At 65.2% G+C, this 25,571-nt stretch carries 22 protein-coding genes; 14 read left to right on the top strand and 8 right to left on the bottom strand.

The annotated features are described in order from the left end of the window. Window positions 1-63: 63 nt before the first annotated feature. From OKW52_RS18400 to OKW52_RS18380, 5 genes are read right to left on the bottom strand one after another with little or no spacing between them, the layout of a single operon-like run. Complete coding sequence (locus OKW52_RS18400) at window positions 64-876, bottom strand: enoyl-CoA hydratase family protein (RefSeq protein WP_264506992.1); 813 nt, start codon at window positions 874-876, stop codon at window positions 64-66. Then, a complete protein-coding gene (locus OKW52_RS18395; RefSeq protein WP_264506991.1) occupies window positions 873-1,355 on the bottom strand; it encodes a MarR family winged helix-turn-helix transcriptional regulator in 483 nt (160 codons plus the stop codon). The genes OKW52_RS18400 and OKW52_RS18395 overlap by 4 nt, the downstream gene beginning before the upstream one ends. Then, complete coding sequence (locus OKW52_RS18390; RefSeq protein ID WP_264506990.1) at window positions 1,352-2,089, bottom strand: SDR family NAD(P)-dependent oxidoreductase; 738 nt, start codon at window positions 2,087-2,089, stop codon at window positions 1,352-1,354. Before OKW52_RS18390 ends, OKW52_RS18395 begins: the two co-directional genes overlap by 4 nt. Beyond that, window positions 2,086-4,374: a bifunctional salicylyl-CoA 5-hydroxylase/oxidoreductase gene (locus OKW52_RS18385; RefSeq protein ID WP_264506989.1), complete on the bottom strand. Its 2,289-nt coding sequence runs from the start codon at window positions 4,372-4,374 to the stop codon at window positions 2,086-2,088. The genes OKW52_RS18390 and OKW52_RS18385 overlap by 4 nt, the downstream gene beginning before the upstream one ends. Window positions 4,375-4,430: 56 nt before the next feature. Beyond that, a complete protein-coding gene (locus OKW52_RS18380; RefSeq protein ID WP_264506988.1) occupies window positions 4,431-5,459 on the bottom strand; it encodes a DUF2125 domain-containing protein in 1,029 nt (342 codons plus the stop codon). An 89-nt stretch (window positions 5,460-5,548) separates the two neighbouring features. Between OKW52_RS18380 and OKW52_RS18375 the strand changes: the two genes are divergently transcribed. From OKW52_RS18375 to OKW52_RS18360, 4 genes are all read left to right on the top strand, one after another. Beyond that, window positions 5,549-6,085: a gamma-glutamylcyclotransferase gene (locus OKW52_RS18375; RefSeq protein ID WP_264506987.1), complete on the top strand. Its 537-nt coding sequence runs from the start codon at window positions 5,549-5,551 to the stop codon at window positions 6,083-6,085. 63 nt (window positions 6,086-6,148) lie between these two features. Then, the gene (locus OKW52_RS18370; protein ID WP_264506986.1) at window positions 6,149-7,369 is read left to right on the top strand and encodes a biopolymer transporter ExbB; all 1,221 of its coding nucleotides are present in this window, start codon (window positions 6,149-6,151) and stop codon (window positions 7,367-7,369) included. After that, window positions 7,369-10,173 (top strand): peptidoglycan -binding protein, encoded by a 2,805-nt coding sequence (locus OKW52_RS18365; RefSeq protein ID WP_264506985.1) that lies wholly within the window; start codon window positions 7,369-7,371, stop codon window positions 10,171-10,173. Before OKW52_RS18370 ends, OKW52_RS18365 begins: the two co-directional genes overlap by 1 nt. A 202-nt stretch (window positions 10,174-10,375) precedes the next feature. Further along, entirely contained in the window at window positions 10,376-10,651 is a 276-nt protein-coding gene (locus OKW52_RS18360; RefSeq protein ID WP_264506984.1) for a hypothetical protein, read from the top strand. Between the two features lie 682 nt (window positions 10,652-11,333). Here OKW52_RS18360 and clpA read toward each other — a convergent pair. Together clpA and gloB are read right to left on the bottom strand one after the other, a co-directional pair. Then, window positions 11,334-13,652 carry an ATP-dependent Clp protease ATP-binding subunit ClpA gene (gene clpA, locus OKW52_RS18355; RefSeq protein ID WP_264506983.1) on the bottom strand — a complete coding sequence of 773 codons (2,319 nt, stop codon included), beginning with the start codon at window positions 13,650-13,652 and terminating at the stop codon, window positions 11,334-11,336. A 244-nt stretch (window positions 13,653-13,896) separates the two neighbouring features. Next, window positions 13,897-14,649 carry a hydroxyacylglutathione hydrolase gene (gene gloB, locus OKW52_RS18350; RefSeq protein WP_264506982.1) on the bottom strand — a complete coding sequence of 251 codons (753 nt, stop codon included), beginning with the start codon at window positions 14,647-14,649 and terminating at the stop codon, window positions 13,897-13,899. A gap of 156 nt (window positions 14,650-14,805) precedes the next feature. Between gloB and OKW52_RS18345 the strand changes: the two genes are divergently transcribed. The 8 genes from OKW52_RS18345 (at window position 14,806) to OKW52_RS18310 (ending at window position 22,938) form a co-directional block, all read left to right on the top strand. Continuing rightward, complete coding sequence (locus OKW52_RS18345) at window positions 14,806-15,522, top strand: class I SAM-dependent methyltransferase (protein ID WP_319800480.1); 717 nt, start codon at window positions 14,806-14,808, stop codon at window positions 15,520-15,522. 385 nt (window positions 15,523-15,907) lie between these two features. After that, complete coding sequence (locus OKW52_RS18340) at window positions 15,908-16,468, top strand: F0F1 ATP synthase subunit delta (RefSeq protein ID WP_264506980.1); 561 nt, start codon at window positions 15,908-15,910, stop codon at window positions 16,466-16,468. Continuing rightward, window positions 16,469-18,007 carry a F0F1 ATP synthase subunit alpha gene (gene atpA, locus OKW52_RS18335; RefSeq protein WP_127105779.1) on the top strand — a complete coding sequence of 513 codons (1,539 nt, stop codon included), beginning with the start codon at window positions 16,469-16,471 and terminating at the stop codon, window positions 18,005-18,007. Window positions 18,008-18,031: 24 nt separating this feature from the next. Then, the gene (locus OKW52_RS18330) at window positions 18,032-18,901 is read left to right on the top strand and encodes a F0F1 ATP synthase subunit gamma (RefSeq protein ID WP_264506979.1); all 870 of its coding nucleotides are present in this window, start codon (window positions 18,032-18,034) and stop codon (window positions 18,899-18,901) included. Window positions 18,902-18,918: 17 nt separating this feature from the next. Then, a complete protein-coding gene (gene atpD, locus OKW52_RS18325; protein ID WP_264506978.1) occupies window positions 18,919-20,346 on the top strand; it encodes a F0F1 ATP synthase subunit beta in 1,428 nt (475 codons plus the stop codon). A 23-nt stretch (window positions 20,347-20,369) separates the two neighbouring features. Beyond that, entirely contained in the window at window positions 20,370-20,789 is a 420-nt protein-coding gene (locus tag OKW52_RS18320; RefSeq protein ID WP_264506977.1) for a F0F1 ATP synthase subunit epsilon, read from the top strand. A 371-nt stretch (window positions 20,790-21,160) separates the two neighbouring features. Continuing rightward, on the top strand, window positions 21,161-22,516 hold the full coding sequence (locus OKW52_RS18315) for an MATE family efflux transporter (RefSeq protein ID WP_264506976.1): 1,356 nt from the start codon (window positions 21,161-21,163) through the stop codon (window positions 22,514-22,516). Next, window positions 22,513-22,938 (top strand): glyoxalase superfamily protein, encoded by a 426-nt coding sequence (locus tag OKW52_RS18310; RefSeq protein ID WP_264506975.1) that lies wholly within the window; start codon window positions 22,513-22,515, stop codon window positions 22,936-22,938. Before OKW52_RS18315 ends, OKW52_RS18310 begins: the two co-directional genes overlap by 4 nt. Window positions 22,939-23,040: 102 nt before the next feature. Here the strand turns inward: OKW52_RS18310 and OKW52_RS18305 are convergent, their stop codons facing one another. Continuing rightward, on the bottom strand, window positions 23,041-24,060 hold the full coding sequence (locus OKW52_RS18305; RefSeq protein WP_127105790.1) for a ribose-phosphate pyrophosphokinase: 1,020 nt from the start codon (window positions 24,058-24,060) through the stop codon (window positions 23,041-23,043). Window positions 24,061-24,154: 94 nt separating this feature from the next. Between OKW52_RS18305 and OKW52_RS18300 the strand changes: the two genes are divergently transcribed. Continuing rightward, window positions 24,155-24,751: a 2-hydroxychromene-2-carboxylate isomerase gene (locus tag OKW52_RS18300; protein ID WP_264506974.1), complete on the top strand. Its 597-nt coding sequence runs from the start codon at window positions 24,155-24,157 to the stop codon at window positions 24,749-24,751. Between the two features lie 14 nt (window positions 24,752-24,765). Next, window positions 24,766-25,548 (top strand): alpha/beta fold hydrolase, encoded by a 783-nt coding sequence (locus tag OKW52_RS18295; RefSeq protein WP_264506973.1) that lies wholly within the window; start codon window positions 24,766-24,768, stop codon window positions 25,546-25,548. Window positions 25,549-25,571 lie beyond the last annotated feature (23 nt).

Here is a 25,571-nt window from a genome sequence, read left to right as displayed (position 1 = left end):
GGAGGGTACGTGTACCCTCCTTGAAGCGGGGGGTCCGGGGGCGGCAGCCCCCCGGCTTCCCCCTCAATTCCCCTCGAAAACCGGTTTCTGTTTTGCCGCAAACGCATAATACGCCCGCGCGAAATCCTGCGTTTTCATGCAGATCGCCTGCGCCTGCGCTTCGGCCTCAATCGCTTGCTCCAGCCCCATCGACCATTCGTGGTTCAGCTGGGTCTTGGTCATCATATGCGCGAAATTCGGCCCCGCAGCGATGCGGCGGGCCATCTCGGCGGCGGCGGCCTCCAGCGCGTCGCTGTCGTGCAGCGCGTTCCAGAAGCCCCAGGCGTGGCCCTCGTCGGCCTTCATCGCGCGGCCGGTGTACAGCAGTTCCGCCGCCCGGCCCTGACCGATGATCCGCGGCAGGATCGCGCAGGCACCCATATCGGCCCCGGCCAGACCGACGCGGGTGAACAGGAACGCGCAGGTGGCTTGCGGCGTGGCGAGGCGGAGGTCCGCGGCCATCGCCAAAATCGCACCGGCCCCGGCGCAGACGCCGTCCACCGCCGCGATCACCGGCTTGCCGCAGGCGATGATCGCCTTGACCAGATCGCCGGTCATGCGGGTAAAGGCCAGCAGTTCGGGCATCTCCATCGCCACCAGCGGGCCGATGATCTCATGCACATCACCGCCCGAACAGAAATTCCCGCCGTTCGGGGCCAGCACCACCACATCCACATCCGTGGCATAGGGCAGGGCGCGGAACGTGTCGCGCAGTTCGGCATAGCTGTCGAAGGTCAGCGGGTTCTTGCGCTCGGGTCGCATCAGGCGGATCGTGGCGACCCGGTCCTCGACGGACCAGAGGAAATGCTGCGGTTTGAGGTCAGCGAGCAGGGTCATGTGGGCTCCTTGTCGGCAACGGCATGGGCCGGGGTGTGGGACGGGTCGGCGTCGGGCAGGGCGCGGCGCAGGATATCGCGCAGGCTGTCGAGATCGGCCTCGGTCAGCCGGTCGAGCAGCCCGTCGAGCTTGTCTTCGTGCCCGGTTGCCATGGATTCGAAGGCGGCGATCCCTGCATCGGTCAGCGCGACATGCACGGTGCGGCGGTCGCCCGGTGACGGCGTGCGGCGCGCAAAGCCGTCCTTCTCCAGCCGGTCCACCACGGCCGTGGCATTGCCGTTCGACACCAGCAGCATGCGCGAGAGTTCGGACATGGTGACATCGCCGTGCTGACGATAGAGCGCGGCCATCACGTCAAAGCGCGGCAGCGTGGTGTCATGGGCCGTGCGCAGATAGTCGCGCAGATCCGCCTCGACGCTGCGGGTCAGGCGCAGCAGGCGGATCCAGGTGCGCAGGCGGCGTTTGGACAGCGCGCTCATATTTCTCCTCCGGTGACGGACAGGGCGTGACCGTTGATCATTGAGGCACCGGGCGACGCCAGAAACAGCGCGGCTGCGGCCACCTCGGACACGTCGATCATGCGTTTCATCGGATTGTCGGCGACGAGTTGCGCCTCGGCCTCGGCGCGGGTCAGGCCATAGCGGTTCTGGACCGCCTCGACGGCGACCTGTGCCAGCGGCGTGTCCACGAATCCCGGACAGATTGCGTTGCAGGTGATGCCCCTCTTGGCCACATCGAGCGCGACCGAGCGCACCAGCCCGATCACCCCGTGCTTGGCTGCCGCATAGGCCGGGATCGTCGCCCCGCCCTTGAGCCCGGCGACCGAGGCCATCGCAATCAACCGGCCGCCCGGCGCCATTCCGGCGCGCAGGGCCTCGCGGAAGGTCAGGAAGGTGCCGGTCAGGTTAACGGCCAGTGTGGCATTCCACTGCGCGAGCGTTACCGATTTCAACCCGCCTGCCGGGCCACCGCCCGCGTTGGCGATGACCACGTCAAAGGGTGTCGCGAACAGCGCTGCGACCTCGTCTTCGTTGGTCACATCGGCGGCGAGGCAGGTCATGCCCCGTCCGCCATCGGTTTCGGCAAGGGCATCGAGCCCGCGTCCGGTGATCGTTACCGCGTCGCCCTGATCGGCAAAGGCACGCGCAACCTCGCGCCCGATGCCCGAGCCGCCGCCGGTGATCAGCACCCGCTTGCCGGTCAGATCCGTCATGCCCGGATCGCGTCTTGTTGCGCGCGCTCGGCCAGACGGCGGGCCTGATCCGCCCCCGCCAGATAGGGCTGCGGCCACTGCGTGCCGGTGTCGCCCAAGGCCACGGCGGCGTGCAGGGTCCAGTAGGGATCGGCCAGATGCGGGCGGGCAAGGCAGACAAGGTCCGCGCGCCCGGCCATCAGGATCGAGTTGACGTGATCGGTCTCGAAGATATTGCCGACGGCCATGGTGGCGATGCCGGTCTCGTTGCGGATGCGGTCCGAGAACGGGGTCTGGAACATGCGGCCATAGACCGGCTTGGCGTCGGTCGTGGTCTGACCGGCGGACACGTCGATGATATCCGCGCCAGCGGCATGGAACATCCGCGCGATGTCAACGGCATCATCGGGCGTGACGCCGTCGTCGCCAACCCAGTCATTGGCCGAGATGCGCACCGACATCGGCTTGTTGGCAGGCCAGACCGCACGCATGGCGGTGAAGACCTCAAGCGGATAGCGCATGCGGTTTTCCAAACTGCCGCCGTATTCATCGGTGCGGATGTTCGACGTGGGCGAGATAAAGGCCGAGATCAGATAGCCGTGGGCGGCGTGGAATTCGATCATGTCGAAGCCCGCGCGTTCGGCCATCTGCGCCGAGGCGACGAACTGATCCCGCACGATATCCATGTCGGCGCGGGTCATCGCGCGCGGAATGGCGTTATCGGGCGACCACGGCAGGGGCGAGGGGTTGATGATTTCCCAGTTGCCGCTGTCGAGCGGCATATCGGTGCCCTCCCAGCCCAGCTTGGTCGAGCCTTTGCGGCCCGAGTGGCCGATCTGGCAGCAGATCTTCGCTTGGGTTTCCGCATGCACAAAACTGGTCAGGCGTTTCCATGCGGCCTCGTGTTCGGGCGCATACAGGCCGGGGCAGCCGGGGGTGATGCGCCCTTGCGGCGAGACGCAGGTCATTTCGGTATAGACCAGCCCCGCGCCGCCCTTGGCGCGCTCGGCGTAGTGGCTGAAGTGCCAGTCGGTCGGGCAGCCATCCACGGCCTTGTATTGGGCCATGGGCGAGACGACGACGCGGTTGGCGAGGCGCATGTCGCGCAGCTGGTAGGGGGCGAACATCGGCGCGCGGCCTTTCTGGCCACCGGATTGTTCCTGAAACCAGTCTTCGGCCCCGCGCAGCCATTTGGGATCGCGCAGGCGCAGGTTCTCGTGGCTGATGCGCTGCGAGCGGGTCAGCAGGGAATAGGCGAACTGCGGGGCGGGCATGTCGAGATACCGCTCGACTTCCTCGAACCATTCCAGCGAGTTGCGCGCAGCCGATTGCAGGCGCAGCACCTCAACCCGGCGCTCTTCCTGATAGCGTTTGAAGGCGCCTTCAAGGGTGGGTTCGGAATGCAGGTAATCGGCCAGCGCGATGGCGCTGTCGAAGGCCAGACGCGAGCCTGAGCCGATCGAGAAGTGGCCGGTGGCCGCCGCATCGCCCATCAGCACGACGTTCTCGTGATACCACGTCTCGCAGATCACGCGGGGGAACTGCATCCACACTGCCGAGCCGCGCAGGTGTTCGGCGTTCGACATCAGGGTGTGACCATCGAGATGATCGGCAAAGATCTCGCGGCAGGTCTCGACGATCTCTTCCTTGGACATGCCCTCAAAGCCCCAGCGGTCCCATGTCTCGGGCAGGCATTCGACGATGAAGGTCGCGGTCTGGTCGTCGAATTGGTAGATATGCGCCCAGACCCAGCCATGCTTGGTCTTCTCGAAGATGAAGGTGAAGGCGTCGTTGAATTTCTGATGCGTGCCCAGCCAGACGAACTTGCATTTGCGCATGTCGATGTCGGGTTGGAAGGCGTCGGCATATTCGGTGCGCACACGCGAGTTGATGCCGTCGCAGGCGACCACGATGTCATAGTCCTTGCGGTAGCTTTCGGCGGTGGCGAATTCGGTCTCAAACTGCAGATCGACGCCCAGCTCGCGGGCGCGCTGCTGCAGGATGATCAGCATCTGCTTGCGCCCGATCCCGGCAAAACCATGCCCGCCCGAGACGTTGCGCTGGCCCTGATGGACCACGGCGATATCGTCCCAATAGGCGAAGTGATCGCGGATCGCGTCGGTCGAGGTGGGATCGTTTTTCTGCATGCGGGTCAGCGCGTCATCTGACAGCACAACGCCCCAGCCAAACGTGTCATTGGCGCGGTTGCGTTCCAGCACCGTGACCTGATGCGAAGGGTCGCGCAGCTTCATCGAAATTGCGAAATAGAGGCCCGCAGGGCCGCCGCCGAGGCACAGAATTTTCATCGATCAGGTCTCCCTCTTCACCCAGAGCGTGACATTTCGAACTTTAAATTTCAAGCTTAAAATGAATCGGTGCCGCAGAGCGCGCTCAGGCCGGAAAAGCCCTTGGTTTGCAGGTCAGACGCGGGGAGGGTGCCCAGCAGCAGCGGACCGATATGCACATCGCCATTGCGCACCGAAAGCGGTGCTTCGATGGTATCGCCCGACTCTCCCACCGCCATCGCGGCGAGCGTTTCGGTCAGCAGCCCGTGGTATTCCGGCGTCAGCAGCCCGGCGGCGCGCGCACGTTCCAGCAGCAGCCGCCAGCCGGTGACGGTCAGCGTCACGTCGCCCGACAGCATGCCGTCGTCGCCGGGGGTCAGCCGACCGGCGGCCAGAATGTCATACTCGGGCGATTTGATCCGCCCGCCGGTCAGCGTGACGCGGGTCAGGCGCGGCTCGGGGCCGTCAAAGAGGTGACGGTCGAGAGGGCGGTCGAACTCCAGCTCGGCATCGGCACGCAGCACCTCGAAGCGGCGGGGCCACAGGCCGTCGGGGTCAAACCCGGTCATCAACGCGGGGTCGGGGAAGACGTTCTCGGCCAGAACGGCCAGCTCATGCTCGTTCCCGGCGACGCGGCGGGTGGCAAGGCGCAGGGCGTCAAAGCTGTGCGTGCTCTGGTCCAGCTGCAGATCCAGATCGCGCCCGACCAGCGTGAAGCGGTCCAGCGGCAGGTCCAGCCCGGCCTCCATCTGCAACGAGGCGCGCAGGTCGCTGCTGTGCAGCGTCGCCTGAACGCCATGGGCGCTGATCGCCTGATCATGCGCGAAGACCGCAACCAGATGGTTCAGGCGGTAGGTCAGCGCAAAGAGCTGTACGAAAGGCGCGGTCCATTCGACCCCGTCCACCGCGAGGCGGGGCTGGTCGAGCGTGACGTCAAAGCGGTTGGGGAAGCCCTGTATGTGATGCGCTTCAGCTGACACCTCGGGCACATGGGCCAGTCCGTTGGTGATCGCACGGTCCAGCGCGCGCATACCGATGAACCAATAGCCACACCAGGCCGCAGTTGCCAAGACGGCCAGCACCGTCAATGCCTTGATCGCTCGCATCCCTGGTCCCCGTTGCTTTTTGGTGCCCTTGCTGTGTACATGCCCGGCAACGGCGCTGCCAGACCTGCTGCGCTCACAAAAGGCCCATGATGCAGTCGCTCTGGATATTTGGATACGGATCGCTGGTGTGGAACCCCGGTTTCGCGTGGTCCTCACGCCAGTTGGCGCAATTGGCGGGGTTTCGCCGGTCGTTCTGCATGCTGTCGATCCACCACCGCGGCACCGAGGAAAAGCCGGGGCTGGTGCTGGCACTGGACGCAGCGGAAGACGCCCGTTGCAACGGCGTCGCGTTCGAGGTGTCGGGCGAGATTGCCGAGGAAACGCTGGAGTATCTGCGGGCACGCGAGCTGATCTCGGCGGCGTATCTGGAACGGGTCGAGACGCTGAGCCTTGAAGACGGGCGGCAGGTTCAGGCCGTGGTCTATGTGATCGACCGCGCGCATTGGCAATATTGCGGCGCGCTGACGCTGGAAGATCAGGCGCAGCGCATCGCCGGGGCGGTTGGCGGGCGCGGGCCCAATTGCGAATATCTGCACCAGACGGCGGCGCATCTGGCCGCGCTGGGGCTGCCGGATGACGAGCTGGAGTGGCTGTCGGCTCGCGTGAAGGTGTTACAAGGCCCGTAGTTCTATATTGGCAAATCCTTGCCAGACCTCTAGATTTTGTGGGGACACAAGCAGGTGGCACGAATGGCGAGACCGTTGAGAGCAGGGGCTCTGGGACCGATTGACCGGGTCCAGTTCACCCCGCCGTTGCGCCAGCTGACCCTGATGGTGATCTCGCTGGCGCTGGTCAGCGCGGGCGTGTCTTTCGCCTATCCGCGCGTCTCGGGGATCTTTCTGGCCAACGTCTGGCTGAACGGCTTTATCGCGCTGGTCTTTGTGATCGGCGTGTTCGCGACGATCTGGCAGACGTCGCAGCTGTTTTCTTCCGTCCGCTGGATCGGCGGCTTTGTGGCGGGAACGCCGGGCCACCAGATCACCATCGCCCCGCGTCTGCTGGCACCGCTGGCGTCCTTGCTGCGCTCGCATGGGACGGGCGGGCATATCTCGGCCACCTCGGCGCGCTCTATTCTGGAATCGGTCGGCACCCGGATCGAAGAAGAGCGCGACATCACGCGTTATCTGGTCAACCTGCTGATTTTCCTTGGCCTTCTGGGCACGTTCTATGGGCTTGCCACCTCGGTCCCTGCCGTGGTCGAAACCATCCGCTCGCTCGCCCCGCAAGAGGGGGAAAGCGCGCTGAACGGGTTTGGCCAGTTGATGACCGGGCTAGAGGCGCAAATGGGGGGAATGGGGACCGCGTTCTCGTCCTCCTTGCTGGGTCTGGCCGGGTCGCTGGTTGTCGGCATTCTGGAACTCTTTGCCAGTCAGGCGCAGAACCGCTTTTACCGCCAGCTTGAGGAATGGCTGTCCTCGATCACCCGTCTGGGCACGGCGCAGAGCGACGGCGAAGGCGGCGAAGGGCTTGGCATGATCGCCGAGGTTCTCGACAGTCTGGCCGAGCAGATGGAAGGCATGCGCGAGTTGCAAACGCAGGCCGAGGCCGGGCGCGCGCAACTGGACGGCGCACTGGAAACGCTGGCCGGGGCGGTGTCGCGACTGGCGGACCGGGGGCAAAGCGACGGGGCGACAGGCCGCGCCTTGCAGCAACTGGCCGAGGGGCAAGAGCGTCTGATCGCCTTGATCGAGCGTCAGGGCGTGAGCGAAGACGAGCCGCATATCGAGGCGGAAACCCGGATGCGCCTGCGCTCGATGGATGTGCAACTGGTTCGGATCCTTGAGGAACTTTCGGCCGGGCGGCAAGAAGCGATGGCCGATCTGCGCGGCGATCTGGCCAGCCTGACGCAAGCGGTGCGCATGCTCAACCGACAGCAGCCGCCCAATGTCGGATACGAGGACAATTACTGATGGGACTGTCCCGGCGCGGCGGCGGGCAGCGGTTCTCGGCCTCGATCTGGCCGGGATTCGTCGATGCGATGACGGCGCTGTTGCTGGTGCTGATGTTCGTGCTGTCGATCTTTCTGATCGTGCAAAGCGTGCTGCGTGAGACGATCACCACGCAGGACCACGAGCTTGAGGGGCTGACCGCGCAGGTGGCCAGCCTGACCGACGCGCTGGGCCTGTCGCGCACCCGCGTCGGGGCCTTGCAGGGGCAGGTGGCGGGGCTGAACAGCGATCTTGAGGCGCTGCGTGACACGGCGCGGCAGCAAGAGGCGTCGATTGCGGCGCTGGGGCGCGAACTGACCGCGCGCGAAACGGATCTTGAGACGGCCCGCACGCAGATCACCAGCTTTGAAGCACAGGTCGCCGCGCTGATTGCACAGCGCACGGATCTGACCGAACAACTGGCCAGCACCGAAGCGCGGCGCGACGAATTGCTCAGCGAATCCGAGGCGTTGAATGCGGCGCTGGCCCGCTCACGCGATGAGATGGACGCGCAGGTCGAGGCCGCGCGACTGGCTGCTGCCGAACGCGAAGCGGTTGAGGCGGCACTGGCCGAGATGCGCGCACGGGCCGAGACCGGCGAGGCGTCGCTGGCCGAGATGCTGACCCGCCTGTCCGAGACCGAGGCGGCGCGCACGGCAGCGACAGCGGCGCTGGATGCGACCTCCGAGCAACTGGCCCTGCTGCGCACCCAGCAGGCCGAGACCCTGACGCAGTTGCAGCAGACCCAGACCGCCCGCGACGACGCGCTGCGCCTGCAACAAAGCGCGGCGGCGACGCTGGCTGAACGCGAAGCGGCGCTGGCCACATTGGCGGCGCAAAGCGAGGCTCAGGCGGCGCGGATTGCCGAGCTGGATGCGACCCTGAGCGACAGCGCGCTGGCCCGGCAGCAGGCCTTGGCCGAGCTGGCGGCGCTGGACGAGAGCACGCAGACGCGGATCGCCGAACTGGAAGCCTCGCTCAGCGACGCCGATCTGGCGCGGCAGCGGGCGCTGGCTGAACTGGCGACCTTGGATGAGGCCAGTCAGGCGCGCGTTGCCGAGCTGGAAGCCTCGCTCAGCGATGCCGATCTGGCGCGGCAGCGGGCGCTGGCTGAACTGGCGACATTGGATGAGGCCAGTCAGGCGCGGATCGCCGAGCTGGAAGCCTCGCTCAGCGATTCCGATCTGGCCCGTCAGCAGGCGCTAGCTGAACTGGCGACGTTGGATGAGGCCAGTCAGGCACGGATCGCCGAACTGGAAGCCTCGCTCAACGATGCCGATCTGGCGCGGCAGCGGGCGCTGGCCGATCTTGCCACGCTGGATACCGCAACGCAGGCGCGGGTTGCCGCCCTCGAGGCCAGCCTGAGCGACGCCGATCTGGCGCGGCAGCAGGCATTGGCGGATCTGGCCAGCCGTGATGCGCAAACTCAGGCGCGGATCGCCGAACTTGAGGCGAGTCTCTCGGCCACCGATCTGGCGCGGCAGCAAGCGCTGGCCCAGCTTGCCACGCTGGATGACACGACGCGTGCGCGCATCGCCGCGCTGGAAACGCAACTCAGCGACAGTGATCTGGCCCGGCAGCAGGCGCTGGCCGATCTGGCCACGCTGGATGCGGCGACCCGGGCGCGGGTGGCCGATCTTGAAAGCCAGCTCAGCGAAGCCGACGTGGCGCGGCAGCTTGCGCTGGCGCAACTGGCGCAGGCCCGTGACACGCTGGGCACCGATCTGGACGAAGCCGAGCGCGCCCGTCTGGCCGAGGCGGCTGCAGCCGAAGCGCTGCGCCAACGGCTGGCCGGGGTGCAGGAAACGCTGGATGAAGCCGAGCGCGACCGCCTCGCGCAGCTCGCTGCCGCCGAAGCGCTGCGCGAGCGGCTGGCCGGTGCCGATGCCGAACTGACCGCGATGACCATGGCACTGGAAGCGCAGCGCGCGCGGGCCGAGGAGACGCTGACCCTGCTCGCCGCCGCGCAGGCGGCGCGGGACGAGGCGCAGACCGCCCGCGACCAGCAACTGACCGAATCCGAAACCCGCAATGCCCTGCTGCAACTGGCCCAGCAACAGCTGAGCGATGCCGAGAGCGCCTCGACCGAAGATCAGCGCCGGCTGGCGTTGCTCAACGAACAGGTCGCGCAATTGCAGCGGCAGGTGGCCGGGTTGCAGGATCTGCTGGGCGAATCGCGCGAACGGGAAACCTCGGCGAGCACGCAGATCGAATCGCTGGGCTCGGATCTGAACTCGGCCCTGGCCCGCGTCGCCGCAGAAGAGCGCCGCCGGGCAGAGCTGGAAGAGGCCGAACGCCGCAGGCTTGAGGCCGAAGCACAGCGTCTTGAGCGTTATCGTTCTGAATTCTTTGGCCAAATGCGTGACATTATCGGCGGGCGTGAGGGCGTGCAGATCGTCGGGGACCGTTTTGTGTTCCAGTCCGAAGTGCTGTTCGAACAAGGCTCGGCGGATCTGTCGGCAGCCGGTCAGGCGCAGATCGCCAATGTCGGGCTGATCCTGCTGGACGCCGCGCGCGAGATCCCGGACACGATCGACTGGGTGCTGCGTGTCGATGGCCATACCGATGACGCGGCGATCCGTCCGGGCGGGCGCTATGCCTCGAACTGGGAACTGAGTCAGGCGCGCGCCCTGTCGGTGGTGCTGTATCTGATCGATGCGCTGGGCTTCCCGCCCGAACGGCTGGCGGCAACCGGCTTTGGCGAATACCGGCCCGTCGTGCCGGGCTCTTCGACCGAGGCGCGCGCGGCCAACCGGCGGATTGAGCTGAAACTGACTGAGCGCTGAGCGCGGCCTGCGACGCGGCAGGGCTTGCCCACGCGACCGAACCTGCGCGGCGCGCTGATCGTCCCCTCGGCTAGTGCGCTGTTCTCGCTGTTCACCCTTCTCGGCCGGGCCCGATCCGGCGGCTCTGGCCCGCCACATCACCCTCGCCACCGTTAACCATGACGCCGGTCGCCCGTTTCCACCCATCACGATGACCGACAGGATGATCCGTGGTCTGTCGCAGCGTCTGCCGATGGATCGGCAGGCCTATGGCCGTGACGCCGAGGGCCGAGCCGCGCGCGCGGCCGAGGGCGTGCAGGCGGTGTTAGTCTTCCCGCAAGAGTTCTCGCATTGCCTACCGGGCAGCGAGCCGGCGCTGCTGACCCTGATCCGTTCGGGCGGTCTGACCATGGCAGAATCGCCGGTGACCGGCGCGTTGCCGGGGATTTTGGAACCGGCGCAGCCGCGGCGGTGCCGTTGGTCGGGCAGGCCATGGTAGGGGGCGGATGCCGGCCATGCCGCCACCTCGACCCGCGAGATCGCGCATAGGGCGGGGTGGCCGCGGCAACAATCCTCCGACTTTTCGCACCGACATCCGATCTGTAGCAGCGCATCGACCGGCCACTGGCGCGGCGGATGATCCTGCCCTCGATCAACCGCTCCTGCGCGCTGCTACGCGACGCGTCCGGCGATACCCAACAGGTGATTCGCCGCGTCCTGCGTTCGCCGACGCGCACGCCCCGCTTGTCCGCATCCTGCTTCAGGAACCGCCGGTGAACCCGGATGCTCAGGACCTGATGCAGGAAGGACCGGGCGCTTCGGCGGTGGCGCTCGCCGGGGCGGTCATCACGCAAGGGGTGACGGACGGCCAGCTGCGCCCGATCCCGGTGCACCGGCTCCTGCTTGCTTCGTCCATCATCGGCGATTGGGTCCGTCGTGCAGGGATCGCGCCGGGCGACGAGGAACGACGCGGCGGACATCAACGCCAAGGCCAAAACCCTTGTTCAGGGCCTGCGCCCATCATCTGTCTGAAAATATCCTCGGGGGTGAATTCGCTGCAAGCGAAGAGGGGGCGGAACGCCCCCTGCCTTGCGCCGCGCGCCGCGCGGCGCCGGGTCGGGTGAGCGCGCCGCACCCGACAGGGTGTGGCGGGCGAGGCCGAAACCCCGCCCGTTCTGTGATCAGTCCGCGGTCAGCAACGGCGGCTTGGACCCTGCGATCCGCGCCTTCTCGGTCTCTTCGACTTCCAGCACGATCTTGTCGTCGCGCAGGACAACCCGGACCAGCCCGCCCTTGGTCAGGCGGCCAAACAGCAGCTCTTCCGCCAGCGGTTTCTTGACGTGTTCCTGGATCACGCGGGCCAGAGGCCGCGCGCCCATCTTGTCGTCATAGCCCTTTTCGCCCAGCCATGCTGCCGCTTCGTCGCTCAGCTCAAACACCACATTGCGGTCCATGAGCTGCGCTTCGAGTTGCAGCACGAACTTCTCGACCACTTTCATGATCGTCTGCTTGGCCAGCGGGCCGAAGCTGATCACCGCATCCAGACGGTTGCGGAACTCGGGCGTGAAGGTCCGCTCGATGGCGGCAGTATCCTCACCCTCGCGGCGGTCGCGGCCAAAGCCGATGGCGGCTTTCGCCTGTTCCGAGGCCCCGGCGTTCGAGGTCATGATCAGGATCACGTTGCGGAAGTCCACTGTCCGGCCGTTGTGGTCGGTCAGCTTGCCGTGGTCCATCACCTGCAGCAGGATGTTATAGACATCCGGGTGGGCCTTTTCGATTTCGTCGAGCAGCAGCACGCAATGCGGATGCTGGTCCACGCCATCGGTCAAAAGGCCGCCCTGATCGAAGCCGACATAGCCCGGCGGGGCACCGATCAGGCGCGAGACCGCGTGTTTCTCCATGTATTCCGACATGTCGAAACGCAGCAGCTCGACCCCGAGCGAGGCCGACAATTGCTTGGCCACCTCGGTTTTACCCACACCGGTCGGCCCTGCGAACAGGTAGTTGCCGATCGGTTTCTCGGGCTCGCGCAGACCCGCGCGGGCCAGCTTGATTGCCGAGGACAGGGCGCTGATCGCCGAATCCTGTCCAAACACCACCCGCTTGAGCGCCGCTTCCAGATCGCGCAGCACTTCTGCGTCGTCCTTGGAGACGTTCTTGGTCGGGATGCGGGCGATCTTTGCCACGACGCCTTCGATCTCCTTGGGGGTGATCGTCTTGCGCCGTTTGCTGGCCGCAACCAGATGCTGCGCCGCGCCCGCTTCGTCGATCACGTCGATCGCCTTGTCGGGCAGTTTGCGGTCGTTGATATAGCGCGCCGACAGCTCGACCGCGGTGCGGATCGCGTCGTTGGTATAGCGCAGGTCGTGGTGCTTTTCGAAATACGGCTTCAGACCCATCAGGATCTTGACCGAATCCTCGACCGTCGGCTCGTTCACGTCAATCTTCTGGAACCGGCGCGACAGCGCGCGGTCCTTTTCAAAGTGCTGACGGAACTCTTTGTAGGTCGTCGAGCCCATGCAGCGCAGCTTGCCGCCCTGCAGGGCGGGCTTGAGCAGGTTCGAGGCATCCATTGCCCCGCCCGAGGTCGCGCCCGCGCCGATCACCGTGTGGATCTCGTCGATGAAGAGCACGGCGTCTTCGTGGTCTTCCAGCTCTTTCATCACGGCTTTCAGCCGCTCTTCAAAGTCGCCACGATAGCGCGTGCCCGCCAGAAGCGAGCCCATGTCGAGCGAGTAGATGGTCGAGCCCGCCAGAATGTCGGGGGTTTCCCCGTCGACGATCTTCTTGGCCAGACCTTCGGCAATCGCGGTCTTGCCCACGCCGGGATCGCCCACCAGAAGCGGGTTGTTCTTGCGGCGGCGGCAGAGCACCTGAATGCAGCGCTCAACCTCGGCGGCGCGGCCGATCAGCGGATCGACATCGCCCTTGCGCGATTTGGCGTTCAGGTCGACGCAATACTTGGCCAGCGCCGAATCCTTGGGGTCGGTCTTGGGTTGCTGAGGCTCGGCTGCCGGTTCATCGGCGCCCGAGACCGGGCGGGCCTCGGAATAGTCGGGGTTCTTGGCAACGCCATGCGCGATGAAATTCACCGCGTCGTAGCGGGTCATGTCCTGTTCTTGCAGGAAATACGCCGCGTTCGATTCGCGTTCGGCAAAGATGGCGACGAGCACATTGGCACCCGTAACCTCATTGCGTCCCGAACTTTGGACATGGATGGCCGCGCGCTGGATGACGCGCTGGAAAGCCGCGGTCGGAACCGCTTCAGACCCTTCGACGGTGGTGATCAGCGTCGCGAGGTCATCATCGATGAACTCTTCAAGCGTTTTTCGCAGATCTGTTACGTCGACGTTGCACGCCTGCATGACGCGGGCGGCATCGGGTTCGTCGATAAGCGCGAGCAGCAGGTGCTCGAGCGTGGCAAGCTCGTGCCGGCGCGTGTTGGCCAAGGCCAGCGCACCGTGGATCGCCTGTTCAAGGGTCGCAGAAAACGAGGGCACGTCCTTGCTCCTTCACTTTGCGCGGCTTTCGCCGCTGGGGGCGGATCGACGGGGGAGCGTTCTGTCCCTGTTTCGATCCGGGTCACCGCAGGGTGGGTCCATGAGATTAAACTTTGGTTTTCCCGGCGGCGCTTCAAGTCTTTTCTGGTAGAGAATTGCGTCACATTTCAGTTTGCTGCCTTTTAGGGCGGCAGCGTGGGGGCCTCATGTAGCCAATAAGGCGCCGCGATTCCGGGGTTTGCAATCACGCGTTGTTCTTCTGGCGGCGGATTTCAGCCAGAACGCGCCGGGGGTCTGCGCCGGGGCAACCGGCGGCTTGCGCCACCGCGGGAAGGTGACAGCGCAGATATGGGTTCAGTTGCTTCTCACTTTCAAGGGTCGTGCCGGTTGTCGGCAGTCCTTTGTCTGCCAACTGCTGCAACTCGGCCTGCCGGGCGGCCAGTGCCGACGGCTCGGGCGCATACTGCGCCGCAAAGTTCAGGTTGGCACGGGCATAATCATGCCCCGAATAGATCCGCGTGTCATCGGGCAGGGCGGCGAAGGCGGCGATGGTGTCAAACATCTGGTCCGGCGTGCCTTCGAACAGACGACCGCAACCGTGGGTCATCAGGCTGTCGGCGGTGAACAGAGCCTTGAGCGCAGGATAGTAAAAGGCGACGTGGCCCACAGTGTGACCGGGCGCGTCCATCACCTGCGCGCCACCGGGCAGTGTGTCGCCGGGGGCAAAGGCGTGGTCCAGCGGCGGCAGGCGGTGCGCATCCGCCGCCGCGCCGTAAACCTCGGCGGGGGCCTGGGCGAGGATCTCGGCAACGCCGTCGATATGGTCGTTGTGGTGGTGGGTGATCAGGATGCGCGTCAGCGTCCAGCCCTTGCCCTTGAGCGTGGCAAGGATCGGCGCGGCCTCGGGCGCGTCGATCAGTGTTGTTTCGCCACGGGCGGCATCATGGATCAAATAGGCATAATTGTCGGCAAGGCAGCGAATGATCTCGATGGTCATGGCGTCTCCGTGGGGGTCAACGGCGGCACACACGGGCTTTGCAAAGCCGGTGCGATGGGGCAGGGTACAGTTTGGCGCAGGCCGCTGCGGGGTTCAATGCATCTCGACGTGCATCAGTTGCGAGATTTCTATTACCGCAGTCAATTGGGGCGCGCGGTGCAAAAAGCTGTGCGCGATCGGGTGGTTGAGCGTTGGGGCGATGTGCGCGGCCTGTCGCTGGCGGGCTATGGCTTTGCCGTGCCGCTGCTGCGCCCGTTTCTGGGGCGGGCCGAAGGCATCATCGGTCTGATGCCCGGACCGCAGGGGGTCATGCACTGGCCCGCCGACGCGTCCAACCATTCGGTTTTGTGTGACGAGGCCCGCTGGCCGCTGGCCAATGACAGCATTGACCGGCTGGCGCTGATGCATGGGCTTGAAACCAGCGATCATCCGTTGGCGCTGCTCGATGAGATGCACCGCGTGCTGTCGCCGCAGGGCAGGGCACTGATCGTGGTGCCCAACCGGGGCGGGATGTGGGCACGCTCGGATGCGACGCCGTTCGGCTTTGGCCGGCCCTATTCGCTCAGCCAGCTGGAGCGGCTGATGGCCGAGGCCGGATTCGTCTGTTCGGCGCATACCTCGGCGCTGTTCTTTCCGCCGTCGCCCAAGCGGTTCTGGTTGCGCTCGGCGCGCGGGCTGGAGAAGGCGGGCAAGCGCTGGGGCGTCGAGCGTCTGGGCGGGGTGCTGATGGTCGAGGCCATGCGCCGCGACACCGCCACCCCGCGCGGTTTGCCGGTCAAGGACCGCCGTCCGCTGCGGGTGCTCGAGGGCATACCCACCAGCGGCGCGCTGCCTGCGTGGCCGCGCGCCAAGGATGACGACCCGGCGCGCTGAGCGGGAAAAGCCAGTGTTCCGCCCGGCTTGGCAGGTCTGAATACGGCCGGTCTGGCGCAGGGATGGCCGACCGAATCCGTGGCGCCCTGCCGGTTGTCGGCAAGCCCGCCGAGAGGGGGCGAATCCGCCGTCAGTCCCTCGGTTTGGCGGCTGCAACCCCCTGATGGGCTTGCTCAATCGCTACAAAGAGTCGCAGCGCCGGGCCCTGCGCGGCATGCGGGTCCAAATGTTGCCGCCAACGGTCACGTTTTAGCGACCAACCCGGTTGCGGGGTGGGCATTGCTCTGCTAGAGAACCGCCCAATTCATGACGCGCGTTCAAGCGCGGCAAACGGACCTGCGCCCTGCTCATTGGGGGGCTGTGTTTTCAGAACGAAAGGGTTGACGTGTCCGAACCTGCTTCGATTTCCACTGGCATCGCGAAACGCTATGCCACCGCGATCTTCGAACTGGCGAATGAAGGCTCGGCTCTGGCCGCGCTCGAAGCCGATGTCGACACGCTGGAAACCGCTCTGAACGAGAGCGCCGACCTGCGCGCGATGTTGTCGTCGCCGGTCTACAGCCGCGATGACATGGGCAAGGCGATCACCGCCCTGGCCGACAAGATGTCGCTGTCGCAAACCATGCGCGGCGCGCTGGGCATGATGGCCCAGAACCGCCGCCTCTTTACGCTGCCGCAGCTGGTTATCGTGCTGCGTGAGCTGATTGCCGAAGCCAAGGGCGAAGTGACCGCTGATGTCACCTCGGCCACCGTTTTGACCAAGGCGCAGGCGGACCAACTGGCCGCAACGCTGAAGGCCAAGCTTGGCAAGACCGTGAAACTGAACGTCGCTGTTGATGAAAAGCTCATCGGCGGCCTGATTGTCAAAGTGGGCTCGAAGATGATCGACACGTCGATCCGTTCCAAGCTCGCTGCCCTCCAGAACACCATGAAAGAGGCCGGATAAATGGGTATCCAAGCAGCTGAGATCTCTGCGATCCTCAAGGAGCAGATCAAGAGCTTTGGCCAAGAGGTCGAAGTTACCGAAGTTGGTCGCGTTCTGTCGGTCGGGGACGGTATCGCCCGTGTGCACGGTCTGGACAATGTTCAGGCTGGTGAGATGGTCGAATTCCCCGGCGGTATCCGCGGGATGGCGCTGAACCTCGAAACCGACAACGTCGGTATCGTTATCTTCGGTGATGACCGTTCGATCAAAGAAGGCGACGTCGTCAAGCGCACCAAGTCCATCGTGGACGTTCCCGCAGGCCCCGGCCTGCTGGGCCGCGTCGTCGACGGTCTGGGCAACCCGCTGGATGGCAAGGGCCCGATCGAAGCCGCCGAGCGTCGCGTTGCCGACGTGAAAGCACCGGGCATCATTCCCCGGAAATCGGTGCACGAGCCGATGGCAACCGGCCTGAAATCGGTTGACGCCATGATCCCCGTTGGCCGTGGCCAGCGCGAGCTGATCATCGGTGACCGTCAGACCGGCAAGACCGCTGTGGCGCTGGACACCATCCTGAACCAGAAGTCGTACAACGAAGCCGCTGGCGACGACGAGAGCAAGAAACTGTATTGCGTCTATGTCGCAATCGGTCAGAAGCGCTCGACCGTGGCCCAGCTGGTGAAGAAGCTGGAAGAAGCCGGCGCGATGGAATACTCGATCGTGGTTGCTGCAACCGCGTCCGAGCCTGCCCCGCTGCAGTTCCTGGCACCCTATGCCGCGACCGCGATGGCGGAATACTTCCGCGACAACGGCAAGCACGCGCTGATCATCTATGATGACTTGTCCAAGCAAGCCGTCGCGTATCGCCAGATGTCGCTGCTGCTGCGCCGCCCGCCCGGCCGTGAAGCCTATCCGGGCGACGTGTTCTATCTCCACTCGCGCCTGCTGGAGCGTTCGGCCAAGCTGAACGAAGACAACGGCTCGGGCTCGCTGACCGCTCTGCCGATCATCGAAACCCAGGGCGGCGACGTGTCGGCCTTCATTCCGACCAACGTGATCTCGATCACCGACGGCCAGATCTTCCTGGAAACCGAACTGTTCTATCAGGGCATCCGTCCTGCTGTGAACACCGGTCTGTCGGTGTCGCGCGTGGGCTCGTCGGCTCAGACCAAGGCGATGTCCTCGGTTGCGGGTCCGGTGAAACTGTCGCTGGCTCAGTACCGCGAAATGGCTGCCTTTGCGCAGTTCGGCTCGGACCTCGACGCCGCAACGCAAAAGCTGCTGAACCGGGGTGCGCGTCTGACCGAGCTGATGAAACAGCCGCAGTATTCGCCGCTGAGCAACGCCGAGATCGTCTGCGTCATCTACGCCGGTACGCAGGGCTATCTGGACAGCGTCGCACTGAGCAACGTGAGCCGCTTCGAGAAAGAGCTGCTGTCGCACCTGCACAGCAAGCACGCGGATCTTCTTGCCGATATCACCAACAACGACCGCAAGGTCAAAGGCGAGCTGGAAGACAAGATCCGTGCCGCTCTGGATGAATTCGCGAAAGATTTCGCCTGAGGGCGGGAGGAGAGGAGTCGGTAGATGCCTAACCTCAAGGACCTGAAAAACAGGATCACGAGTGTCAAGAACACTCGCAAGATCACCAAGGCCATGCAGATGGTCGCGGCGGCCAAGCTCCGCCGTGCCCAGGAAGCTGCTGAAGCCGCACGGCCCTATGCCGCGCGGATGGAAGCTGTCGTGAACGGTCTGGCAACCTCGGTTGCCGGGTCGGACAGCGCGCCCCGGCTTCTGGCCGGGACGGGCGACGACAAGGTGCATCTGCTGGTCGTGATGACCGGCGAGCGGGGCCTCTGCGGTGGCTTCAACTCGTCGATCGCCCGGCTGGCCCGCGCCCGCATCCGTGAGTTGACGGCCCAGGGCAAGACGGTCAAGATCCTGACCGTTGGCAAAAAAGGCCGTGAGCAACTGCGCCGCGATTTCTCGGGTCTGATGGTCGGCCATGTCGATCTGTCCGAGGTCAAGCGCATCGGCTACGGCAATGCGCGCTCGATCGCACAAGACGTGCTGTCGCGCTTTGACGCTGGCGAGTTCGACGTTGCGACGATCTTCTTCAGCCGCTTCCAGTCGGTGATGACGCAGATCCCGACCGCCCAGCAGGTCATCCCTGCTCCGGTGGGCGAGGCTGCCGACGCCGATACGGTCTATGATTACGAACCGTCGGAAGAGGCGATCCTGGCTGACCTGCTGCCGCGCGCTGTGGCAACGCAGATCTTCACCGCGCTGCTCGAGAACAACGCTTCGTTCAACGGCGCGCAGATGTCGGCGATGGACAACGCAACGCGCAACGCAGGCGAGATGATCGAGAAACTGACGATCGAGTACAACCGCTCGCGTCAGGCTGTGATCACCAACGAGCTTATTGAGATCATTTCGGGCGCCGAGGCGCTCTGAGGAACCGGAGAAACACAATGGCCACAGCGAAAGCCCAAGGCAAGATCACCCAGGTGATCGGCGCGGTTGTCGACGTTCAGTTCGAGGGTGACCTGCCCGCGATTCTGAACGCGCTGACCACGGAAAACAACGGCAAACCCCTGATCCTCGAGGTTGCGCAGCACCTCGGCGAGAACACCGTGCGCACCATCGCCATGGATGCCTCGGAAGGTCTGGTTCGCGGTCAGGCTGTCAGCGACACCGGCGCACCGATCTCGGTTCCCGTTGGTTCGGCGACCCTCGGCCGCATCCTGAACGTCACCGGCGCGCCGGTTGACGAAAAGGGCCCGGTTGACGCCACGCAGACCCGCTCGATCCACGGCAAGGCCCCGGAATTCTCGGAGCAGTCGACCGCGACCGAGATCCTGGTAACCGGCATCAAGGTCATCGACCTGCTGGCCCCCTACACCAAGGGCGGCAAGATCGGCCTGTTCGGCGGTGCCGGCGTGGGCAAGACCGTTCTGATCATGGAACTGATCAACAACATCGCCAAAGTGCACTCGGGTGTGTCCGTGTTCGCCGGTGTTGGTGAGCGGACCCGTGAGGGCAACGACCTGTACCACGAGATGATCGAATCGGGCGTTATCAACATCGATAACCTGGCGGAGTCGAAAATCGCGCTGGTTTATGGTCAGATGAACGAGCCTCCGGGAGCCCGTATGCGCGTCGCCCTGTCGGGTTTGACGCTGGCCGAGCAGTTCCGCGATGACACCGGGTCGGACGTGCTGTTCTTCGTGGACAACATCTTCCGCTTCACGCAGGCCGGTTCGGAAGTGTCGGCTCTGCTGGGTCGTATCCCGTCCGCCGTGGGCTACCAGCCGACGCTGGCGACCGACATGGGTATGATGCAGGAACGCATCACCTCGACCAAGAACGGCTCGATCACCTCGGTTCAGGCCGTGTACGTGCCCGCCGATGACTTGACCGACCCGGCCCCGGCAACCTCGTTCGCCCACCTGGACGCAACGACGGTTCTGGACCGCGCGATCTCGGAAAAAGGCATCTACCCGGCTGTGGACCCGCTGGGTTCCAGCTCGCGTCTGCTGGATCCGCTGATCATCGGTGACGAGCATTATTCGGTGGCGACCTCGGTGCAGCGCGTGCTGCAGCGCTACAAGTCGCTGCAGGATATCATCGCCATCCTCGGCATGGACGAACTGAGCGAAGAAGACAAAGTGACCGTGGCCCGTGCCCGGAAACTGGAGCGCTTCCTGTCGCAGCCGTTCGACGTGGCGAAAGTGTTCACCGGTTCGGACGGGGTTCAGGTTCCGCTCGAGAAGACCATCGCCTCGTTCAAGGCTGTGGTTGCGGGCGAATACGATCACCTGCCGGAAGCCGCTTTCTACATGGTCGGTGACATCGACGAAGCGATCGCCAAGGCGCAGCGCCTCGCCGCCGCCGCCTGATCTGACGCGCAAAGGAGGCCCTCATGGCCGATACGATGCAGTTTGACCTCGTCTCGCCCGAGCGGAAACTTCTTTCCGCTCAGGCCAGCGAAGTGCAGATCCCCGGCGCTGACGGTGAACTGACGGCGATGCCCGGTCATACGCCGATGATCACCACCCTGCGGCCCGGTTTGCTGAAGGTGACGGTGAACGGTCAGGTGACCGAATTCGCCGTGACCGGCGGCTTTGCCGAGATCTCGCCCGAGGGCGTCTCGGTTCTGGCCGAGCGCTCGCTGCCGAAGCCGGAAGTGACGCAGCCGGTGCTGGATGAATGGGTTGCCGAAGCGCACAAGGCGCATAAGGAAGCCCACCACACCGTGGTTGACGATGCGGCGCAGATGCTGGCCGACATGGTCGCCATGGGCACGCATATCGGGCTGGACCCGACCGTGCCGAACTTCTGATCTGCTTTCAATTTGGGAAGGGGCCTCGCGATTGCGGGGCCCTTTTCGTTTGGGCACGGCCGTGGGGTTTCGCCCTTGGCCAAGACGGCTGTCGCCGCCGCGCCCGCGGGCGACCGGCCAGGGGGCCTTGCCCCCTCTGCGGCTGGCGCCGCATTCACCCCCCAGGATATTTAGAGCATAAAGTTGGTGCGGCGTTGACAGGGCGATCCCGGCGGCGCTAAAGCGCGGCATGGTAACCGGCACCTGCCGCCTGCGGACGAAAGTCGCGGTGAAGCCCGGTCTGGACGATCTACTCACCCTCGATGCATTTCGCTGGTGGGCAATGCAGGCGCCCCTCCGATCTGGAATGCTTCATCTGTGAGGAGTGAGCGATGCCGTCTGCGCGCGCTGTCCAAAATTCATTTCTGACCGCCCCGATCGGGCGGGTGTTTGTTCGCAACGCGGTGCCGATGACCCTGGTCATGGCGATGAGCGGGTTGCTGACGGTGGTCGATGCCGTCTTTCTGGGCCGGTTTGTCGGGTCCGAGGCGCTGGCGGCCGTCAGTCTGGCGTTTCCCGCAGTGATGGTCACCCTTGCGCTGTCCAGTCTGGTGTCAGGCGGGATGGCGAGTCTGTATGCGCGGGCGCTGGGGGCTGAGCGGTATGGCGATGCCGGTCGGGTCTTTGCGCAGGCGCATGGGTTGGCGCTGACGGTGGCGGCGCTGTTGATTGCCGGGTTCGCGCTGGTGGGGCCCCGGGTGCTGGGCTGGCTGTCAGGCGGGCAGGGGGCGATTGCGGCGCAGGCAGGTGCATATATGCAGATCCTGATCTGGGGAACCCCGGTGCAGTTTCTGCTGGGCCTGCACGCCGATGCCTTGCGCAGTGAGGGGCGCGCCGGGCTGATGGCGTTGCTGTCGCTGTCGGTGACGCTGGCCAATATCGCGCTGAATTATGGGCTGATCGTTCAGCTTGGGTGGGGCGTTGCGGGCTCGGCCTGGGGCACGGTGGTGGCGCAGGGGGCGGGTCTGGGTCTGTTGGTCGGGTTCCGGCTGCGGGCTGCCTGGGTGGTGCCGCTGTCGGCGCTGGTGCGGCACGGCTGGGCGCGCGGATGGGGGCGGTTGCTGGCGCTCGGTGCGCCGGTGAGCCTGAGCTTTGTGGGGATGGCGCTGGTTTCGGGCACGGTGATTGCGGTGCTGGCGGGCGCCCCTGAGGCGGGGATGACGATCGCTGCGTATGGCGTGACGACGCGGTTGCTCAGCTTCGCCTTCCTGCCGCAGATGGCCATCGCGCTGGCGACGCAGAGCATCGTTGGCAACAACCACGGGGCCGGGCTGCATGCGCGGGCCGCGGGTGCTCTGCGGTTGGCGATGATTGTGGCCGGGGTCTATTGCGTCGGCGTTGAGCTGATCCTCTTGGCGGCGAGCGGCTGGATCGGTCTGGCGTTCGTCGACGATAGCGCCGTGGTGGCGCAGGTCAGCGCGATCCTGCGGGTGCAGGTACTGCTCTATGCCGCCTCGGGGCCGGTGCTGGTGCTGGCGCTGTACTTTCAGGCGGTGGGCCTGCCGGGAAGGACGGCGGCGCTGACGCTGGTGAAGCCGTTCCTGCTCAGCCCGGCGCTGGTCATCGGGCTGGCGGCGGCGTTCGGGCCGGGTGCCCTGTGGGCAGCGTTTCCGGTGGGCGATGCGGTGGTGATCGCACTGGCACTGGGGCTATGGTCAACGGGCATCGCCAGAAAGGTCGCCCCATGACGCCGTTAACCTTAACGCAAGCCAAGGCGCTGGCCCGCTCCCTGCGGCACGCGATGGCAGCGCAGGGCCAGCCGATCAGCCATGCCGCCGCGTTGGAGCACATCGCGCATCACAACGGCGCGCGGGACTGGAACACCCTGCATGCGCGCCTGTCGCAAGCCCCTGAGATGCCCTTCGCACCCGGCGACCGGGTTGAGGGCGCGTATCTCGGGATTGCCTTCACCGGCACACTCCGGGCGATTGCCCCCAAAAGCGACGGCTTCCGCGTGCAGATCCGCTTCGATGCGCCCATCGACACGGTGCGCTTCGACAGCTTCTCGAACCTGCGCCGGCAGGTGCAGAGCATTATTGACCAGACCGGGCACTCGCTCGCCCTTACCTCAAACGGCGCGCCTCAGCTGGTCATCCGCCGCGCGCCGTGATCATTTTCTGTCTGAAAATATCCACGGGAGGTGTCCAGAGGAGGGGGCGTGCCCCCGCCTCTGGGCAGGGGGTCCGGGGGCGGCAGCCCCCGGCTTTCGCGCTCAGATCGGTGAATACAGGCCTTCGTAGATCGGCGTCAGCGTTTCCATGTCGAACAGCGACGACACCGAGGTGCCGTTCCAGGTGTTCAGGATCGCCTGGGCAAACATCGGGGCGGTCGGCACGATGCGGATATTGGACGTGGCCTTCACCGCTTCGGTTGCTTCGATGGAATCGGTGATCACCAACGATTTCATCACCGAATTGCGGATCCGCTCGACCGCAGGGCCCGACAGCACGCCGTGGGTGATGTAGGAATGCACTTCGGTCGCGCCAGCTTCCATCAGCACTTCCGCTGCTTTGCACAGCGTGCCGGCCGTGTCGCAGATGTCGTCGACGATGATGCAGGTCTTGCCGCGTACGTCGCCGATCACGGTCATCTCGGCAATCTCGCCGGGTTTCTCACGGCGCTTGTCGACGATCGACAGCGGGGCGTTGATCCGCTTGGCCAGTTCGCGGGCGCGGGCCACGCCGCCGACGTCGGGCGAGACCACCATGACATCGGCCATCCGGTCGCGGAACGTGTGCATCACGTCCAGCGCAAAGATCGGCGCGGCGTAGAGGTTATCGACCGGCATGTCGAAGAAACCCTGAATCTGCGTGGCGTGCAAATCCAGGGTGAGGACGCGGTCGATACCCGCCTGCGCGATGAGATTGGCCACCAGCTTGGCCGAGATCGGCGTGCGGGCCTTGGTGCGGCGATCCTGACGGGCGTAGCCGAAATAGGGGATCACCGCCGTGATCCGCGCTGCGGACGAGCGCTTGAGCGCGTCGGCGATGATCAGGAGTTCCATCAGGTTGTCGTTCGCGGGCCGCGAGGTCGACTGGATGATGAACATATCCTCGCCGCGGACATTCTCATAGACCTCGACGAAGATCTCCTGATCATTGAACCGTTCGACACGGGCGTCGACGAGGTTGACGCTCATCCCCCGGTGCAGCGACATGCGCCGCGCGATGGCTTTGGCCAAGGGTTTGTTGGCATTGCCAGAGATGAGTTTCGGTTCTGTCATGGCAGGCATCTGCAACCTCGAAGGGGCGGGGATTCGGGATGTTGACACCGCTTATCACCCCGATAGGGTCTTGCAAACCCGAGGATCCAGGAGCGTGCGCGCGATGCGACAGATTGATTACTACCTGACGGTCATTTCTCCCTGGACCTATCTGGTGGGCAAGCGCGCCGCCGAGGTAGCGGCACGCCATGGCGCTGTCCTGCGGTACAAACCGGTCGATCCGTCGGCCTTGTTCGCGCGGACTGGCGGGGTCGCTTTGCCGGACCGGCATGAGAGCCGTCAGGAGTATCGCCTGCAGGAATTGCGCCGTCAGTCGGCCAAGCGCGGCATGCCGCTGACGCTGAAACCTGCGTTCTTCCCCACCAACCCGGCGCCTGCTGCCTATGCGATCATCGCCGCGCAAGAGGCCGGGGGCGGAGATCTGGACGGGTTGGTGCAATCGCTCTGCGCGGCCTGCTGGGCTGAGGAAAAGAACGTCGCCGATGACGCGGTGATCACCGAGTGTCTGACGCGGGCCGGGTTCAATCCGGGGCTGACGATGTCCGGGCTGATGCTGGGGGCGGATCTGTACGGCAAGTATCTGGAAGAGGCACGGCTGGCCGGGGTGTTCGGCTTTCCGTTCTTCATCGTCGAGGGCGAGCGCTTCTGGGGGCAGGACCGGATCGAGGATCTGGACCTGTTTCTGGCCGGCACGCTGTGACGCAGGCGGCCAGCGTGGACGGGATCTACAGCCGCAGGCTGGGCCAGCCCGACGGGCAAGCGGCGGTTCTGGCTCATTGCTTTCTGGGCTACAGCGGCAGTTGGGCGCGCATGGTCGATCTTCTGGCCGAGCCGCTGGACGCGCTGGCGCTGGACATGCCCGGCCACGGACGCAGTGCCATGCCGGTCGATCCCGGTGATTTTCACGCGCTGGTCGCGGCGGCGATCACTGCGCATGTGACACGGCCGTCACTGCTGATCGGGCATTCTTTCGGGGCTGCCTCGATGCTGCGTCATGCCCTGCATCATCCCGACACCGCGCAGGGGATGGTGTTGATCGAACCGGTGTTCTTTGCCGCCGCCAAGGACACCGATCTGGACGCCTATGTCCGCGGGCGGCAGCCGCTGCAGGACGCCTTTGATGCCGGGGATTGGCCTGCTGCTGTGCGGCTGTTTCTGGGGCAGAACGTCGGCTCGCCCGATTACGACACGCTGGCCGAACACGCGCAGGCGCTGATGGCGGCGCAGATGAAGCTGGTCGCGGCGGGCGAGGCAGGGCTGATCCAGGACAGCGGCGGGTTGCTGGCGCCGGGAATGATGGAGCGTTTCGAGGCGCCGGTTTTGTTGATCGTCGGCAGTGAAACGACACAAATCTTTCACGCAACTGTGCAAGGGCTGCAGCGACGTTTGCCGCGCGCCGAGATCGCGGTGGTCGATGGGGCAGGGCATATGGTGCCGATCAGCCATGCAGCACAGACGGCAGCGGTGATAGATGAGTGGCGCGCACGCACGCGGTGATACGAAGAAAAGCCCCGCGTCCG

This window comes from Pararhodobacter zhoushanensis, from assembly GCF_025949695.1.
Classification (GTDB): Bacteria; Pseudomonadota; Alphaproteobacteria; order Rhodobacterales; family Rhodobacteraceae; genus Pararhodobacter; species Pararhodobacter zhoushanensis_A.
This window is presented reverse-complemented; position numbering and strand designations above follow the sequence as displayed.

What these genes read in the sequence shown, in the direction of transcription:
- OKW52_RS18385 (WP_264506989.1), bottom strand. Translation starts at nt 4,374, where the DNA reads ATGAAAATTCTGTGCCTCGGCGGCGGCCCTGCGGGCCTCTATTTCGCA.
- OKW52_RS18330 (WP_264506979.1), top strand. Translation starts at nt 18,032, where the DNA reads ATGCCTAACCTCAAGGACCTGAAAAACAGGATCACGAGTGTCAAGAAC.
- OKW52_RS18365 (WP_264506985.1), top strand. Translation starts at nt 7,369, where the DNA reads ATGGGACTGTCCCGGCGCGGCGGCGGGCAGCGGTTCTCGGCCTCGATC.
- OKW52_RS18395 (WP_264506991.1), bottom strand. Translation starts at nt 1,355, where the DNA reads ATGAGCGCGCTGTCCAAACGCCGCCTGCGCACCTGGATCCGCCTGCTG.
- OKW52_RS18400 (WP_264506992.1), bottom strand. Translation starts at nt 876, where the DNA reads ATGACCCTGCTCGCTGACCTCAAACCGCAGCATTTCCTCTGGTCCGTC.
- gloB (WP_264506982.1), bottom strand. Translation starts at nt 14,649, where the DNA reads ATGACCATCGAGATCATTCGCTGCCTTGCCGACAATTATGCCTATTTG.
- atpD (WP_264506978.1), top strand. Translation starts at nt 18,919, where the DNA reads ATGGCCACAGCGAAAGCCCAAGGCAAGATCACCCAGGTGATCGGCGCG.
- OKW52_RS18310 (WP_264506975.1), top strand. Translation starts at nt 22,513, where the DNA reads ATGACGCCGTTAACCTTAACGCAAGCCAAGGCGCTGGCCCGCTCCCTG.
- OKW52_RS18320 (WP_264506977.1), top strand. Translation starts at nt 20,370, where the DNA reads ATGGCCGATACGATGCAGTTTGACCTCGTCTCGCCCGAGCGGAAACTT.
- OKW52_RS18315 (WP_264506976.1), top strand. Translation starts at nt 21,161, where the DNA reads ATGCCGTCTGCGCGCGCTGTCCAAAATTCATTTCTGACCGCCCCGATC.
- OKW52_RS18370 (WP_264506986.1), top strand. Translation starts at nt 6,149, where the DNA reads ATGGCGAGACCGTTGAGAGCAGGGGCTCTGGGACCGATTGACCGGGTC.
- OKW52_RS18360 (WP_264506984.1), top strand. Translation starts at nt 10,376, where the DNA reads ATGATCCGTGGTCTGTCGCAGCGTCTGCCGATGGATCGGCAGGCCTAT.
- OKW52_RS18390 (WP_264506990.1), bottom strand. Translation starts at nt 2,089, where the DNA reads ATGACGGATCTGACCGGCAAGCGGGTGCTGATCACCGGCGGCGGCTCG.
- OKW52_RS18305 (WP_127105790.1), bottom strand. Translation starts at nt 24,060, where the DNA reads ATGCCTGCCATGACAGAACCGAAACTCATCTCTGGCAATGCCAACAAA.
- OKW52_RS18375 (WP_264506987.1), top strand. Translation starts at nt 5,549, where the DNA reads ATGCAGTCGCTCTGGATATTTGGATACGGATCGCTGGTGTGGAACCCC.
- OKW52_RS18380 (WP_264506988.1), bottom strand. Translation starts at nt 5,459, where the DNA reads ATGCGAGCGATCAAGGCATTGACGGTGCTGGCCGTCTTGGCAACTGCG.
- atpA (WP_127105779.1), top strand. Translation starts at nt 16,469, where the DNA reads ATGGGTATCCAAGCAGCTGAGATCTCTGCGATCCTCAAGGAGCAGATC.
- OKW52_RS18300 (WP_264506974.1), top strand. Translation starts at nt 24,155, where the DNA reads ATGCGACAGATTGATTACTACCTGACGGTCATTTCTCCCTGGACCTAT.